We start from the raw sequence: 15065 nt of genomic DNA, 5'->3' as shown, positions 1-15065 counted from the left end.
GCGTTTCCGGGGTACCCGAACCCTGGCGTTCCGCGGTATCCGCATCGGCGATATCCGCGTCTTTCCTCCGGACGGGGGCAGAGTCGGATCATGGACTGGCTGAAGAAGCTCCCCGGCATCGGGCCGTGGGTCGCGCGCCTCATGGCCACGCACGCGTGGCGGTCGTACGAGCGACTGGACCGGGTGAAGTGGACGAGGCTGGCCGCCGCCATGACGTTCGTCAGCTTCGTCGCGCTCTTCCCGCTGCTGACCGTGGCCGCCGCCGTCGCCGCCGCCACCGTGAGCGAGTCCCAGCAGCAGGAGCTCCAGGACAAGATCGCCGATCAGGTCCCCGGCATCTCAGACCAGCTGGACATCAACGGCCTGGTCCAGAACGCGGGCGCCATCGGTCTCATCGCCGGTGCGCTGCTCCTGCTCACCGGCATCGGCTGGGTCGGCCAGATGCGGGACTGTCTGCGCGCCGTCTGGGAGCGGCCCGACGACGACGAGAACCCCGTCCTGCGCAAGGCCAAGGACACCGGCGTCCTCGTCGGCTTCGGCGGCGCCGTGCTGCTCACCCTCGCCATCTCCACCGTCGCCTCGGCGCTGGTCGGCTGGATCATCGAGCAGTCCGGCATCGACAAGGAGGGCTGGGGAAGCGTGCTGCTGCGCGTCGCCGCGTTCTCCGTCGCCGTCCTCGCCGACTTCCTGCTCCTGCTGTACGTCCTCACCCTGCTGCCCGGCGTCGAACCCCCGCGCCGCCGCCTCCTCGTCGCCGCGCTCATCGGCGCCGTCGGCTTCGAACTGCTCAAGCTGCTGCTGAGCGGCTATATGCAGGGCGTGGCCGCCAAGAGCATGTACGGCGCGTTCGGCGTGCCCATCGCCCTGCTGCTGTGGATCAACCTCACCTCGAAGCTGGTCCTGTACTGCGCGGCCTGGACGGCGACGGGGAGCGTCCCCGACAACCCGCGGGACATCGACGTCAGCGACGACGTCGTACCAGGTCCGGCAGCGGCCAGCGGCGGTTGACGAGGTATCCGCCGCCCGCGAGCAGCACCAGCAGTCCGCCGGTGATCGCCAGCGCGATCCACATGCCGCCCGAGCCCTTCTCGGTCACCGCGCCCGCCACCGGCTTCGCCGACACGTCCCCGGCACCGCCGGCCTGCCCCTCGGAGGGGGACGGGTTGGCGCCGGGCTGCGCGCTGGCCTGCGCGGTGCCCTTCGGCGCGACCAGCTCACCGACCGGCGTCACCTTGCCGGCCGCCTGGAAGCCCCAGTCCAGCAGGGCGGCGGTCTCCTTGTAGACCTCGTTGTGGTCGGTCTTCTCCGGGTTCATGACCGTCACGAGCAGCACCTTGCCGTTGCGCTCGGCCACGCCGGTGAAGGTCGCGCCCGCGTTGGTGGTGTTGCCGTTCTTGACGCCCGCGATGCCCGGGTACTGGGAGATGTCGTAGTCGCCGCTGAGCAGCCGGTTGGTGTTCTGGATCTCGAAGGTCCCGCGGCTCGTCTTGCCCTTCTTCTTCGTCGTCTCGCCGGGGAACTTGGCCGTGACGGTCGAGCAGTACTCCCGGAAGTCCTGCTTCTGGAGTCCCGAGCGGGCGAACAGCGTCAGGTCGTACGCGGAGGAGACCTGGTGCGGGGCGTCGTAGCCGTCCGGGGAGACGACGTCGGTGTCGAGGGCCTGGAGCTCCTCGGCGTGCTCGTTCATGTCCTTGACGGTCTCGGCGATGCCGCCGTTCATCTGCGACAGGACGTGCACCGCGTCGTTGCCGGAGCGCAGGAAGACGCCGAGCCACAGGTCGTGGACCGTATACGTCTCGCCCTCCTTTATGCCGACGAGGCTGGAACCGGCCCCCATGCCGGCCAGGTCCTTCGCCTCGACCTTGTGCACGGTGGTCTTGGGGAACCTCGGCAGCACGGTGTCGGCGAAGAGCATCTTCATCGTGCTCGCCGGGGGCAGCCGCCAGTGCGCGTTGTGCGCGGCGAGCACGTCCCCCGACTCGGCGTCGGCGACGATCCACGACCGCGCGGTGAGGTCCTTCGGCAGCACCGGCGCGCCACCCGCGATAGCCACCTGCGTCCCGGCCTGCCCGAGCCGCGTGCCGCCCACGGACGACATGTTCGCCGGGGGAGTGACCGACGGCGAGGCGGACGCGGACGGCGAGGTGGACGGCGCTCCGGACGGCGAGGCCGACGCGGACGGCGATCCGGACGCCGCCGGGGACGGTGACGGGCTCGGCGCCGCGAGCGAGGCGGGCGCGGTGAGCGCGAGGGACGCGAGGGTTGCGGAGGTGACCAGCAGGGAGCGCCTGACGGTCTGCTTCATGGGTGCGGGCACGACGGAGAACGTACCTGGCACGCGACGGGAAGTCCCGTCACCCTCCCCACCCCGGTCACGGAACCGGACAACCGCCGGTGATACTGAACCCATGAAGCTCAGCCGCCCCGTCTCCTGGTTCCTGCTCGCCTTCGGGGTGTGGAGCTGGGTCATCTGGGTCACTTTCGTCAAGAACCTGATCAAGGACAGCAGCGGGCTCGCCTTCGACGACGGCGATCCCACGGCGTACTTCTGGGTGCACCTGACGCTCGCTGTCGTCTCCTTCGTATTGGGGACGGTCGTCGGGGCCATCGGGTTGCGCGGTCTGCGCGCACTGCGGCAGGCGTCATAGCCGTGGTGATCGTCTTCGTGCTGCTGGCCCTGACCGTGCTGGTCACGGCCAACTGGTACCTGTGGCGGCGGCTGTTCCGCGACACCACCCGCGGCCCCGGCCGGGCGCGCCGCGCCGGCGCGGCGCTGGTCGCGGGCGGCTGGGTGCTGGCGATCGGCGCCCTGGTCGCCGAACGCGCCGGCGCCCCCTTCTGGCTCCAGCGCGTACTGGCCTGGCCGGGCTTCCTGTGGATGGCCCTGTCGGTCTACCTGCTGCTGGCCGTGGTCGTCGGCGAGGCCGTACGGCCGCTGCTGCGCCGCTTCCTGGAGAAGCGGGCGCCCGCCGAGACCTCCGCGGCACAGCCCGAGCCGAAGCCGGTCCCGATCGGAGCGCCGGCCTCCGAGACACCGCAGGCCGGGCGGCCCCCACGCGCCGAGCCGACGCCCGAGGGTTCGCTGTCCGAACGTCCGGCGCCCGAGGGTCCGGTGGCCGAGGGTCCGGTGTCCGAACGGCCGGGGTCCGGGAAGCCGGCGCCCGAGGGCGGGGCACCCGGGCGCCCGGAGCCCGAGAGTCCGCAGCGGTCCCCTTCGGCCCCCTCCCGCCGGCTCTTCGTGTCCCGGGTCGTGGCCGGTGCGGCGGCCGCGGCCGCCGTCGGCACGGTCGGCTACGGCACCTACGGCGTGCTGCGCGGCCCCAGGGTCAAGCGGGTGACGGTGCCCCTGGCCAAGCTCCCGCGCGGTGCCCACGGCTACCGGATCGCGGTCGTCAGCGACATCCATCTGGGCCCGGTCCTCGGCCGGGGCTTCGCGCAGCAGGTCGTCGACACGATCAACGCGACGCAGCCCGACCTGATCGCGGTCGTCGGCGACCTGGTCGACGGCAGCGTGAAGGACCTGGGCCCGGCGGCGGCCCCGCTCGCGCGGTTGAAGGCCCGGCAGGGCAGCTTCTTCGTCACCGGCAACCACGAGTACTTCTCCGGCGCCGAACAGTGGGTCGAGGAGGTGCGGCGGCTCGGCATCGACCCGCTGGAGAACGCCCGCACGGAGCTGCCCTGGTTCGACCTGGCCGGCGTCAACGACATCGCGGGCGAGAGCGAGGGCCAGGGGCCCGACTTCGCCGGCGCGCTCGGCGACCGTGACACCACGCGCGCGTGCGTGTTCCTCGCCCACCAGCCCGTCCAGATCCACGACGCCGTGCGCCACGGCGTCGACCTCCAGCTCTCCGGCCACACGCACGGCGGCCAGCTGTGGCCCGGCAACTTCCTCGCGGCCGCCGCGAATCCGACCGTGGCGGGGCTGGAGCGCTACGGCGACACCCAGTTGTACGTGTCCCGGGGAGCGGGCGCCTGGGGCCCGCCCACCCGCGTCGGAACCCCCTCCGACATCACCGTCGTCGAACTGGCCTCGACGCACGCCTGACGGCCGGCCGGAAGCCTGTGGAGAGGCTGTGAAACCCGGACGAAACAAGGCGTCGGTAAGTTCTTTCCCATCTCGCCAGAATCCTCTTCCCCCTGGCGAAACACGTGTGGTTAGGTGAGCCCGCCGCCAAGGGGAGCGGCACTTTTTCTGTGGACTGGGCCCGTCTGGCGGCCTGGGGAGGCAGGGCATCACCATGCGATCTGTTCGCATGCGGATACTCCTGACGCTGCTGGTTCTCGCGGTCGTCGGAGTGGGCGGCTGGCAGTTGCTGCCGTCGCAGGACAGCGGTGGTGCGACCATCACGGTCGGCACCACGGACACCGTCACCTCGCTCGACCCGGCGGGCGCCTACGACGCCGGATCCTGGGCGCTGTTCAGCAACGTCTTCCAGTCGCTGCTGACCTACGAGCCGGGCGGCGTCTCGCCCGTGCCGGACGCGGCCGAGAGCTGTGCCTTCGACAAGGGCAGCCTCGTCACGTACAGCTGCGAGCTGCGGGACGGCCTCACCTTCGACAGCGGCGCCAAGGTGACCGCCGAGGACGTGAAGTACTCCTTCGACCGGGTCAGGAAGATCAACTCGAATGTCGGCCCGGCGTCCCTGTTCTCCACCCTGAAGTCGGTGGACGCCAAGGGGCTGAAGGTCACCTTCCACCTGTCGTCGCCGGACGCCACCTTCCCGTTCAAGGTGGCCACCGGAGCCGGCTCGATCGTCGACCACACCCGCTACCCTGCGGACGGACTGCGCGTCGGCAGCAGCGTCGACGGGACCGGCCCGTACCGGCTGACCGGGTACACGAAGGGCAAGAAGGTCCTGCTGTCGCCCAACTCGCGCTACCAGGGCGCCGTGTCGACCGGAGCCCCGGTCGAGTTGCGCTACTACGCGGACCCCGAGGCCCTGGAGAAGGCCTGGAAGGCCAAGAAGGTCAAGGCCGCCACCCGCCAGCTGCCGCCCGCGGTGCTGGCCGCCCTCGACACCAGCGACCCCGACCAGCGCGTCTACGAGGCCGACGGCTCCGAGACCCGCAACCTGTACTTCAACACCCGCTCCGGCTCACCGCTGCACGAGACGGACGTTCGCAAGGCGGTGGCCGGGCTGATCGACCGCGAGCAGCTGGCGGCGAGCGTGTACGACGGGACCGTCGACCCGCTGTACTCGCTCATCCCGACCGGCATCACGGGGCACACCACCTCCTTCTTCGACGGCTATCCGGACCGGAGCGCCGAGAAGGCCCGCAAGCTGCTGGAGTCGGCCGGCGTGAGCATCCCGGTGAAGTTCACCTACGGCTACGGCCTGGGCAGCGGTGCCGCGGCGGCCGAGGCCCATGAGCTCAAGCGGCAGCTGGAGGCGAGCGGGCTGTTCGAGGTGGACGTCAAGGGTTACGAGTGGACCGACTTCCAGAAGCGGTGGGCCACCGGCAAACTCGACGCGTACGCGGTCGGCTGGGTCGCCGACTACCCCGACCCGGACACCTTCGCGGGCCCGCTCGTCGGCACCGACTCCACCATGAACACCGGCTACAGCAGCAAGGCCGTCGACAAGTACATCGCCGGAAGTCAGCAGTTCGCCGACCGCAGTCGGGCCGCCGGCGACTTCCGCGACCTCCAGCAGGTCATCGCCCAGGAGGTGCCGGTCGTGCCGCTGTGGCAGCGCAAGGAGTACATCGTCACCAGCGCGGACATCGGCGGCGGTCAGTTCCTGGCGGACGGCAACGGCGTGTTCCGCCTCTGGAAACTCGACTGGATCTGAGCCGAAGTGCCCACCCGGCGCGCGGACTTGAACCCGTGAGCCGGGCATGCGCCGCCGTCGCACCGGGCAGGCACCCGAAGCGGCACCCTGTGAGGGAGGTGTGCAGGGGAGGAGGAGCGGACGTGCTGAGACGCAACTCCTTCCGGCTGCCCCGGCATCCGGCGTCCGTCGGTCTCGCCCGGCGCCGGGTACGGGACCATCTCGCGGACTGGGGGCACGGCCCCGACGACCCGGCGCTGGCCGACGCCGTCCTCGTCGTGTCCGAGCTGGCCACCAACGTCGTACGCCACGGGCCCCTGCTCGAGCGGGAGTTCGAGGTGGCCGTCACCGCCCTCGGCGACGGCTCCTGCCTCATAGAGGTCTCCGACGAGGGCCGGCTCGAACCCCGGCCGCGGCCGGTCGGGGAGTCGGAGGAACACGGCCGCGGGCTGCACCTGGTCGAGCACCTCGCCGCCGCGTGGGGCGTGTGGAGCAGGGGCCGGCACGGCAAGACGGTATGGGCCCTGGTCACGGCCCCCACCTAGACGAGCCCCACGGACCGCACCTCGGTGGCCCGCGCTCAGACGCAGGCCTTCGGCCGGGCCGGCAGCGTCACCGTGACGGCCAGCCCCTCGCCCGGTGCCGTCCGCACGCTCACCTCGCCGCCGTGCGCCTGGACGACCCCCTGCACGATCGCCAGACCGAGGCCGCTGCCCGCGCCGCCCCCGGCCCGGAAGAAACGGTCGAAGACCCGCGCCGCGTCCTCCGGTCCCAGCCCCGGCCCCTCGTCCTCGACCGACAGCCGTACGACCCCGTCCGCCCGCTCCACCCCGAGCCGCACCGGTACCTCGGCCGACGTGTGCGTGCGCACGTTGGCCACCAGATTGCCCAGCACCTGTCGCAGCCCCGACTCGTCGGCCCGCACCAGCACGGCCCCGTCGGCCACGACCGTGACCGGCCGCCCGGGCTGCTGCGCGCGCAGGTCCTGCGCCGAGTCCCGCACCAGTCGGCTCACGTCGACGCCCCGCAGCCGCAGTTCGGGCCGCTGGTCGAGGCGGGCCAGCGTGAGCAGCTCGTCGACCAGCCGGCCCATCCGGTCCACCTCGCCGTTCATCCGGTCCCAGGCCCGCCGGCGCTCCTCCTGCTCGACCAGCATCCCCTGGTCGTACAGCTGCAGGTAGCCGCGGATCGCGGAGAGCGGGGTGCGCAGTTCGTGCGAGGCGTCGGCCACGAAGCGGCGCAGTTGGGCCGCGCTGTGCTCGCGCGTGCGGTACGCCGTCTCCACCTGGTGGAGCATGGAGTTCAGGGCGAGCCGCAGCTGTTCGACCTCCTGGGTGGGGTGGTGGCTGGACGGCACGCGCCGGGTCAGGTCCCCCTCGGCGATCGCCGACGACGTCTCCACCATGTCCTCCAGCGGCCGCATCCGCTGCCGCACGCTGAACAGGGTCAGACAGGCGAGCAGCGCCAGCAGCAGCGTGCCGACGGCGAGATCGAGCTTCAGGGCCTTCGCTATGCCCTTGTGGAGGGCTTCGGTGGAGGTGGCCAGCAGGATGAACGTGCCGTCGGGCAGCCGGGTCGCGGTCGCGCGGTACGTGTCGCCGTGCACGGTGACATCGTGCGGGTCGGTGTCGGTGCTGAGCGCGCGCGGGTCGGACACCGCGTCCGCGAGACCGCGCTGGGCGTCGGTGGGCCGGACGCCGAAGATGGCGAGGGCGGTGCCCCGGCCGTCGACGGCGGTGAAGATCGAGTCCGGCGCCGGCCGGGTGTCCGTGCTCTGCGGGTCCGCGTTCTGCGGGTCCGTGTTCTGGGGCATGAGCCGGTCGCTGACGACGCTCAGCACGGACAGCGAGTCGATCTGGCGCAGGGTGAGCTGCGAACTGCCCAGCGAGTCACGCATCTTGGTCAGCTCGGTGTCCACCTGGTCGAGCAGGTAGTGCCGCATCCCCATCAGGCTGACGGCGGTCGCGACGACGATGCCGAGCGCGAGCAGCCCCACGTTCGCCGCCGTCAGCTTGGCCCGCAGCGAGTGGACGCCGTGCCGGTGGATCCGCCTCACGCCAGCCCGTATCCGACGCCCCGCCGGGTGGTGATCACCGGCGGCCCCAGGACGTCCAGCTTGCGCCGCAGATAGCTGATGTAGGTCTCGACGACCGTCGACTCCGGCGGGGTGTGCTCGTACTGCCAGACATGGCGCAGGAGTTGCTCCTTGGGCACGATCCGGCCGCCGTTGCGCACCAGGAACCGCAGCAGCGCGTACTCGGTGGGGGTGAGCTCGACCGAGCGGCCCGCGCGGTGCACGCTGTACGTCGTCTCGTCGAGCTCCAGGTCGCCGTACCGCAGCGGCGGCCGCTGCGGAAGGACGTCGGCCGGCCGGGTACGGCGCAGCACGGCGGTGATGCGGGCGACGACCACGTCGATGTCGAACGGTTTGGTGATGTAGTCGTCGCCGAAGCCGAGGGCGCCGACGATCTCGGTCGGCGCGTCCCGCGCGGTGAGGAACACCAGCGCCAGGTCCGGCCTGCGCGACCGCAGTTCACGTCCCAGGGCCCGGCCGTCGCCGTCCGGCAGCATGACGTCCAGCAGTGCCACGTCGGGCCGGGTGCGGTCGGCGAGGGCGAGGGCCTCGCGGACGGTGCCCGCGGTCATGACCTCGAAGCTGTGGTAGCGCAGGGCGATGGCCAGGACGTCCGCGATGCTCGGTTCGTCCTCCACGACCAGCACGGTGCCGGAAGCCGTCGTCATGCCCCCAGTATCGGCGGACCCACCGACGATCGCGCCGGTTCCCGCTTTGGAGTTCCTTGAGAGTCATGGTCGTCACATGTCCACGCACGCGTGGCGCCGCCGATCCTGTTGCCCAGGACCTGGGGGACCGACCGACGATCTGGTGAAGGAGATTGAGCGTGGCGGCATTGGCACGCTGGTGCTATCGGCACCGGCTGGTGGTCCTGTTGCTCTGGGTGGGGGCGCTGTTCGGCCTGGGATTCTCGGCCTCGACGGCGGGCACGGACTACGCGAACGTCTTCTCCCTTCCCGACACGGACTCCAAGAAGGCGTACGACCTGATGGAGAAGGCGTTCCCGGCGAGCGCCGGCGACACCGACACGGTCGTGTGGAAGGTCGACCAGGGCTCGGTGCGGGACCAGGACGTACGGTCCCGGATCCAGCCCGCGCTCGAGAAGATCGCGGGCATGAAGGGCGTCGGAGGGGTCACCGGCCCCTACGCGGCGGACGCGGCGGACGCGGCGCAGATCAGCGGTGACGGGCGGATCGCCTACGCCCAGATCACCTTCACCGAGCAGGCGAACGCCGTACCGAAGGAACTCGTCCAGGACGTCGTCGACACCGCGCGGGGTGCCGGACAGGACGGCCTGGAGGTCGAGGTGGGCGGCCAGGCCGTCCAGCGGGTGCAGGAACCGCCCACCGGCCTCGCCGAGATGGTCGGCCTCGCGGCGGCGGCGGTGGTCCTGTTCCTGGCCTTCGGCTCGCTGTACGCGATGCTGCTGCCGCTCGCCGTGGCGGTCTTCGGCGTCGGCATGGGCCTGTTCTCCACCCAGCTGCTCAGCCATGTCACCGACATCCCGGACCTGGCCCCGCTGCTGTCCTCGCTGATCGGCCTCGGCGTCGGCATCGACTACGCCCTGTTCATCGTCACCCGGCACCGCAAGGGCGTCCTGCGCGGCCTGGACCCGGAGGAGTCGACGGTCGTCGCCCTCAACACCTCGGGCCGGGCCGTGCTGTTCGCGGGCGGCACGGTGTGCATCGCGCTCGCCGGCATGCTGGTGACCAACCTGCGCTTCCTGGACGGCGTCGTCATCGGGACCTCCCTGACGGTGGTGCTGAGCGTCCTCGCCGCGACGACCCTGCTGCCCGCGCTGCTCGGCTTCCTCGGCCCGCGGGTGCTGAGCCGCAAGCAGCGGCGCGTGCTGGCCGCGACCGGCCCCGAGCCGGAGAAGGCGAGCGGCCCGGCGGCCCGCTGGTCGGTGGGCGTGCAGCGCCGGCCGAAGACGATCGCCGCGGTCGCGCTGGTCGTCATGGCCGTCCTAGCGCTCCCCGTGCTGTCACTCCGGCTCGGCGCCACCGACCAGGGCAACGACGACGCCTCGACGACCACCCGGAAGGCCTACGACCTGCTCGCCGAGGGCTTCGGGCCGGGCTTCAACGGCCCCCTCCAGGTGGTCGTGGACGGCGGTGACGCCACCGCCCTGACCGCGGGCATCAAGGACACGCCAGGCGTCGCCCAGGTGGCCGCCCTGCCGCCCGCGAGCGGGGTCACGGTCATCCAGGTGGTGCCCACGACCTCGCCGCAGTCCGCGGAGACGGACACCCTGATCGACCGGCTGCGGGACGACGTCATCCCGGAGGCCGGGGCGCAGGCGCACGTGGGTGGTGTCACGGCGGTGTCCAAGGACTTCGCCACGGTCACCGGCGACCGTCTGCCGCTCTTCATCGCCACCATCATCGGCCTGGGCTTCCTGCTGCTGCTGGTCGCCTTCCGCTCCCTGGTGGTGCCGCTGACGGCCGCCGTGATGAACCTGGTCGCGGCCGCGGCCTCCTTCGGTGTCCTCGTCGCGGTCTTCCAGTGGGGCTGGGGCCTCGATCTGCTCGGCCTCGGCAAGGAGGGGCCGATCAACGCCTTCCTGCCCGTCATCATGCTGTCCCTGCTCTTCGGCCTGTCGATGGACTACCAGGTCTTCCTGGTCAGCCGGATGCACGAGGAGTGGGTGCACACCAGGGACAACGCGCGAGCGGTCCGGGTGGGCCTCGCGGAGACCGGCCGGGTCATCAACTCCGCCGCCCTGATCATGGTCTGCGTCTTCCTCGCCTTCGTGCTCAGCGGCGACGCGGGCGCGGCGATGGCGGGTGTCGGCCTCGCGGCCGCGGTCGCGCTGGACGCGTTCATCCTGCGGACGGCACTGGTCCCGGCCGCGATGCATCTGCTCGGCGACTCCAACTGGTGGCTGCCCGGGTGGCTGGAGAAGCGGCTGCCGCATCTCGCGGTCGAGCCCAAGGAGGAGGCGGCGGCGCCGGCCACGGCCGCGGCGGGCGAGGGACCGTCCTCGGTCGTGCACGGCTTCGTCCGGAACACGGCCGGTGAACCGGTCGAGGACGCGACGGTCACCCTGATGTCGCAGGGCGGACGGGAACTGGACCGCGTGACGTCCCTCGCCGACGGCTCGTACATCCTCTCCGTCCCGGCCCCCGGAACGTATCTGTTGGCGACGACGGCCGCGCCGCCCCTGCTGAAGCGCGCCCGGCGGCTGACGGTCGCGGGGGAGCCCCTGGTCTACGACGTGGAGCTGGAGGAGGCCGCGGAGGTGAGCTGACTCAATCCGGAGAAGAGCCCGCAGAGCCCTCAGCGCTAATCGGAGCCCTCAGCGCTTTCAGAGCCCGCCTGGCCCGGCGGGCTCTTCTTCGCGGGGTCCGGCAGGGCGTTGGTCATGCCGGGCAGGAAGTCCGTGAACAGGTCGTGGACCTCCAGGACGAGCGGCCGCAGCACCCGGAACCGGGCCAGCGCCACGCCCCGCGCGGTGAGGCGCGCGCCCCGCCCGGCCAGCCGGTAGCTGCGCTCGCGCCCCTCCGTCCGGTCGTAGATCCAGTACATGACGAGGCCCATCTGGGAGAGCCACATCAGCTCGGGCAGCACCTCCCGCAGCTCCGCCGGGACCTTCGCCTTCGACCCCGCGAGCACCTCCTTGTGGACGGCGATGGCCTCCACGCGCGCGTGCTCCGACTCGGCGGAGAAGGGGCTGAGCGGGCTGTCCGGGTCGGCGGCGTTCTTGAAGAACTGGACCGCGAACTCGTGGTACGGCTCGGCCACCTCCAGCCAGACCCGCAGCACCCCCGCCAGCCGGGCCTCCAGGCCGCTCTCCCGTGCCAGGACGTCCCGGACGGCCTCCCGGTGCTCGGCGGCGAGCCGGTCGTAGAAGCCCTGGATCAGGTGCTCCTTGCCGGCGAAGTAGTAGTAGGCGTTGCCGACCGAGACGCCGGCCTCCTTGGCGATGGCCCGCATCGTCGTCTTGTCGTAGCCGCGCTCCTGGAACAGCCGCATCGCCGTCTCCAGGATCAGAGCGCGGGTCTGCTCGGACTTGGACGTGGGGGTGGCCTCATGACGTTCGGTCGCGGAAGCGGCCTCATGGGGCTCGGACGGGGAAGCGGCCTCGGCGGGACCGTCGTTGTTCGCGGGCACGTACAGGAGCCTAGCCAGTGGAACAGGTGCCGTCGGCACAGGTGGGCGGCTGGTAGCTCCAGCCCAGCTGCGGGTCGTACGACCAGCCGTCGCCACGGCGGTAGACGCCTCCGCCCCAGCCCGCCGACCGCCCCTGCCCGTCGCGCCACTTGGCGGCGGCGAGTACGGCGCCCCGCGCCAGTTTCGCCCCGGCGGGGGTGCTCAGCCGGTGGGACAGCGGGCGGTACTCGCGCAGCGCCCACAGGGTGACGATCCAGGCGGCGGTGCCGCGGTAGACCTGGCCGGAGTCGCCGACGACGGTGATCTCGTCGAGGGTCGCGCGATGGTCGAGGCCGGGGAAGCGGGCGGCCGCCTCCGCGGACCCCGCCGGGACGAACTCCAGCGGCACCAGCTGCGGCTGCCGGCCCAGCCAGTCGCGCAGGAAGCCGCACAGGGAGCACGCGGCGTCGTGGAGCACGGTGAGCCGGCGGACCGGGACACGCTGGGCGTCCCGGTCGTCGGCGGCCCGATCGGCGGCCATCGTGCTCACGCTCCGGCGGTGGGCGCCGAGGGGGCGGCCCAGGCCTGCGGGGCGACGGGCGGGACCTGCTCCCGCTCCATGACCCCGCGCCGCCGGATCCGGTTGAGGACGTACACGTTGGCCAGGTGCATCGCGCCGAGCACCAGCAGCACCACACCCACCTTGGTCGACAGGGCCTCGAAGATGCCGCGCGTGTCCTCGATGGTGTCGTCGCCGCTCAGGTAGAGGGCGACGAAGCCGAGGTTGACGAGGTAGAAGCCGACCACCAGGAGGTGGTTGACGGCCTCGGCGAGCTTCTCGTTGCCCTGGAGCACGTCGGCGAGGAAGATCCGTCCGTTGCTGCTGAGGGTCCTGGCCACCCAGACGGTCAGTCCGATGCTGACGACCAGGTAGACGACGTAGGCGATGACCGTACGGTCCATGTTCCCCACCCTTTCTTGAACGCGTTCAAAACGCTGTCGTGGATGACTGTAGCGCTTGTTTTGAACGCGTTCAACTGCTGGGGTGCCGCCGCCCTGCCGCTCTAACGCCTCGCCAGCTCGGGCCGCTTGAGGTAGTCCGTGAACCCGAGGACGTTCCCCCACGGGTCGGCGATCTCGACGGTCCAGCCGGTGGACGTGGAGAACGGTGGATCCAGGAGGGTGATGCCCGCCTCGGCCAGCCGTCGCGCCGCCGTCCGCGCGTCCGGCACCTCCAGCCAGACGCGTGGGGCCGGCCAGGGCGGGGGCCGGTGCCCGAGGGCCTCCTCGTGCCGGAGGAGGACGCCCGGCGTCTCGCCCCCGACCTTCAGCAGCGCGATCCCGGCCTCGTCGAACCGCAGCCCCACCGTGAACCCGGCCCGCTCGTAGAAGGCGACCGCCTCGCCGAGGTCCCCGACGGGCAGCAGGAGGTTGTCGAAACCGAGCAGCTCGTACGACTGGTCATCTGACATGCCGTCAGATTAGTTGTAGGGGGCCCGAAATCCGGTCAAGAGCACCCCGGTCTCCGCGTGGCGGGATTTCTGCTGCAAGATGTTCTGCACTCAACCGCACTCGTCTCATCTGCGGATGATCCGATCATCAGACCTCGGGGGAACTCACCTTGTCCGAAACGCCACAGCAGCCCCAGGAGCCCCAGCAGCCCCAGGAGCCCCAGCAGCCCCAGCAGTCGCCGCAGCCGCCCCCGCCCGGCTACGGGTACCCCACCGGCGGCCCGGGCGGCCCGCAGGACGCGGGTCCCGGCCAGCCGGGCCCCGGCCCCTACGGCTATCCCCAGCCCGGCCAGCCGTACCCGGGTTACGCCCACCCCGGTTACCCGGGCCCCGGCTATCCCGGCGGCGGCTACATACCTCCGGGCACCTTCACCGGTGACCCCCAGGCCCCCTACGGGTACGACCTCATGGGCCGCCCCTACTCCGAGAAGTCGAAGATCGTCGCGGGCGTGCTCCAGCTCACCCTGGGCAGCTTCGGCGTCGGCCGGTTCTACATGGGTGACGTCGGCATCGGCCTCGCCCAGCTCTTCACCTGCGGCGGCCTCGGCATCTGGGCGCTGATCGACGGCATCATCCTGCTGGTCAGCGACGACAAGACCGACTCCAACGGGCGGATCCTGCGTGGCTGACGCGGAGCGCCTCTCCGCGAGGTGTTCGGCCGCGCTGCGGCACCCGGCGGCGGGGCCCCTCGCGGTGCTCGCCGCCGGCGCGGCCGGCTCCGCGTATCTCTACGGCACCGACCCGCACCAGCCCGGCCACTGGCTCCCGGGATGCCCGTTCCGGCTCGTCACCGGCCTGCTCTGCCCCGCCTGCGGCGGCACCCGCATGGTGTACGACCTGATGCACGGTCACTTCGCGCAGGCCTGGCTCGACAACCGGGTCCTGCTGCTCGCCTCGCCGTACGCGCTCGCGCTGCTGGTCCGCTGGATGTGGGCGGGCCTGCACGGCCGCACCTGGCATCCGCGCCTGGGGCCAAGGGCTTTGACGCTTGTCCTCGGGGTCGCGGTGGCGTGGACGGTGCTCCGCAACGTAGTTGACTGATTTTGATCACGGATCAGGAACGATGGATCATTTGTACTCCCTTTTTACCCTCTGTTTTCTCTAGGCTCACCAGTCACAGGGGGGACGTCCTGGCATGGCGGAGCCGTGCGAGGACGTTGGTCGGCATCGGCGGACAGTGATCGACGCGCATGATCGCGGCGTCGTGGCATCCCTCCTGGACTCCCCATTTCGGAGCAGGCCGCACCGGCCTCCCGCAGTCATTTCAGGAGCAGTTCTCATGACCGTCCCCACCCCGCAGGCCCCCTACGGGGTCGACCCGCTTGGTCGTCCGTACTCCGACAAGTCCAAGATCGTCGCCGGTATCCTCCAGCTCTTCCTGGGCACCCTCGGCATCGGACGCTTCTACGTCGGTTCCGTGGGCGTGGGCGTCGCCCAGCTCTTCACCTGCGGCGGCCTCGGCATCTGGGCGCTGGTCGACGGCATCCTGTTCCTCACCAGCAACGACCGCACCGACAAGCAGGGTCGCGTCCTGCGCGGCTGACACCGGCGCGCCGACCCGGCCGACACCGGCCGCGGCAACACGGCGAGGGCCCCGCTCCTTCAAGGAGCGGGGCC

At 71.4% G+C, this 15065-nt stretch carries 16 protein-coding genes; 9 read left to right on the top strand and 7 right to left on the bottom strand.

Annotated features, from left to right (window positions below; translation table 11 throughout):
* Positions 1-90 precede the first annotated feature (90 nt).
* On the top strand, positions 91-1008 hold the full coding sequence (locus ACFVYS_RS24870) for a YihY/virulence factor BrkB family protein (RefSeq protein ID WP_389505311.1): 918 nt from the start codon (positions 91-93) through the stop codon (positions 1006-1008).
* Here the strand turns inward: ACFVYS_RS24870 and ACFVYS_RS24865 are convergent.
* Complete coding sequence (locus ACFVYS_RS24865) at positions 962-2317, bottom strand: D-alanyl-D-alanine carboxypeptidase family protein (protein ID WP_389505309.1); 1356 nt, start codon at positions 2315-2317, stop codon at positions 962-964. The genes ACFVYS_RS24870 and ACFVYS_RS24865 overlap by 47 nt on opposite strands.
* Positions 2318-2408: 91 nt before the next feature.
* Between ACFVYS_RS24865 and ACFVYS_RS24860 the strand changes: the two genes are divergently transcribed.
* The 4 genes from ACFVYS_RS24860 to ACFVYS_RS24845 all read left to right on the top strand — a co-directional run bounded on the left by ACFVYS_RS24860 (position 2409) and on the right by ACFVYS_RS24845 (position 6316).
* On the top strand, positions 2409-2648 hold the full coding sequence (locus ACFVYS_RS24860; RefSeq protein WP_142265844.1) for an SCO4848 family membrane protein: 240 nt from the start codon (positions 2409-2411) through the stop codon (positions 2646-2648).
* Between the two features lie 2 nt (positions 2649-2650).
* Complete coding sequence (locus tag ACFVYS_RS24855) at positions 2651-4045, top strand: metallophosphoesterase (protein WP_389505306.1); 1395 nt, start codon at positions 2651-2653, stop codon at positions 4043-4045.
* Between the two features lie 208 nt (positions 4046-4253).
* Complete coding sequence (locus ACFVYS_RS24850; RefSeq protein WP_389505304.1) at positions 4254-5792, top strand: ABC transporter substrate-binding protein; 1539 nt, start codon at positions 4254-4256, stop codon at positions 5790-5792.
* Between the two features lie 122 nt (positions 5793-5914).
* Positions 5915-6316, top strand: coding sequence for an ATP-binding protein (locus ACFVYS_RS24845; protein ID WP_383477494.1), 402 nt, complete (start codon positions 5915-5917; stop codon positions 6314-6316).
* Positions 6317-6351: 35 nt separating this feature from the next.
* On the opposite strand, the gene ACFVYS_RS24840 is transcribed toward ACFVYS_RS24845, so the two are convergent.
* Positions 6352-7827 carry an ATP-binding protein gene (locus ACFVYS_RS24840; RefSeq protein ID WP_389505302.1) on the bottom strand — a complete coding sequence of 492 codons (1476 nt, stop codon included), beginning with the start codon at positions 7825-7827 and terminating at the stop codon, positions 6352-6354.
* Positions 7824-8513, bottom strand: a complete 690-nt coding sequence (locus ACFVYS_RS24835) for a response regulator transcription factor (protein ID WP_389505300.1) — start codon at positions 8511-8513, stop codon at positions 7824-7826. The genes ACFVYS_RS24840 and ACFVYS_RS24835 overlap by 4 nt, the downstream gene beginning before the upstream one ends.
* Before the next feature lie 167 nt (positions 8514-8680).
* On the opposite strand from ACFVYS_RS24835, the gene ACFVYS_RS24830 reads away from it, so the two are divergent.
* Positions 8681-11095, top strand: a complete 2415-nt coding sequence (locus ACFVYS_RS24830) for an MMPL family transporter (protein WP_389505480.1) — start codon at positions 8681-8683, stop codon at positions 11093-11095.
* 35 nt (positions 11096-11130) lie between these two features.
* On the opposite strand, the gene ACFVYS_RS24825 is transcribed toward ACFVYS_RS24830, so the two are convergent.
* The 4 genes from ACFVYS_RS24825 to ACFVYS_RS24810 all read right to left on the bottom strand — a co-directional run bounded on the left by ACFVYS_RS24825 (position 11131) and on the right by ACFVYS_RS24810 (position 13409).
* Positions 11131-11958, bottom strand: a complete 828-nt coding sequence (locus ACFVYS_RS24825; RefSeq protein ID WP_389505298.1) for a TetR family transcriptional regulator — start codon at positions 11956-11958, stop codon at positions 11131-11133.
* A 10-nt stretch (positions 11959-11968) separates the two neighbouring features.
* Complete coding sequence (locus ACFVYS_RS24820; RefSeq protein ID WP_389505296.1) at positions 11969-12478, bottom strand: thiol-disulfide oxidoreductase DCC family protein; 510 nt, start codon at positions 12476-12478, stop codon at positions 11969-11971.
* A 5-nt stretch (positions 12479-12483) separates the two neighbouring features.
* Positions 12484-12900, bottom strand: coding sequence for a hypothetical protein (locus ACFVYS_RS24815; protein WP_389505294.1), 417 nt, complete (start codon positions 12898-12900; stop codon positions 12484-12486).
* 101 nt (positions 12901-13001) lie between these two features.
* Positions 13002-13409 carry a VOC family protein gene (locus ACFVYS_RS24810; RefSeq protein WP_389505292.1) on the bottom strand — a complete coding sequence of 136 codons (408 nt, stop codon included), beginning with the start codon at positions 13407-13409 and terminating at the stop codon, positions 13002-13004.
* Between the two features lie 149 nt (positions 13410-13558).
* Between ACFVYS_RS24810 and ACFVYS_RS24805 the strand changes: the two genes are divergently transcribed.
* The 3 genes from ACFVYS_RS24805 (at position 13559) to ACFVYS_RS24795 (ending at position 14991) form a co-directional block, all read left to right on the top strand.
* On the top strand, positions 13559-14077 hold the full coding sequence (locus ACFVYS_RS24805) for a TM2 domain-containing protein (protein ID WP_389505290.1): 519 nt from the start codon (positions 13559-13561) through the stop codon (positions 14075-14077).
* Positions 14070-14489, top strand: a complete 420-nt coding sequence (locus ACFVYS_RS24800; protein ID WP_389505288.1) for a DUF2752 domain-containing protein — start codon at positions 14070-14072, stop codon at positions 14487-14489. The genes ACFVYS_RS24805 and ACFVYS_RS24800 overlap by 8 nt, the downstream gene beginning before the upstream one ends.
* A 238-nt stretch (positions 14490-14727) precedes the next feature.
* The gene (locus ACFVYS_RS24795) at positions 14728-14991 is read left to right on the top strand and encodes a TM2 domain-containing protein (protein ID WP_142265854.1); all 264 of its coding nucleotides are present in this window, start codon (positions 14728-14730) and stop codon (positions 14989-14991) included.
* Positions 14992-15065: the final 74 nt, after the last annotated feature.

Origin of the sequence: Streptomyces sp. NPDC058295 (assembly GCF_042880655.1) — a bacterium.
Classification (GTDB): Bacteria; Actinomycetota; Actinomycetes; order Streptomycetales; family Streptomycetaceae; genus Streptomyces; species Streptomyces coriariae.
Note: the sequence above shows the minus strand (reverse complement) of the source record. Positions and strands in the feature narration are given on the sequence as shown.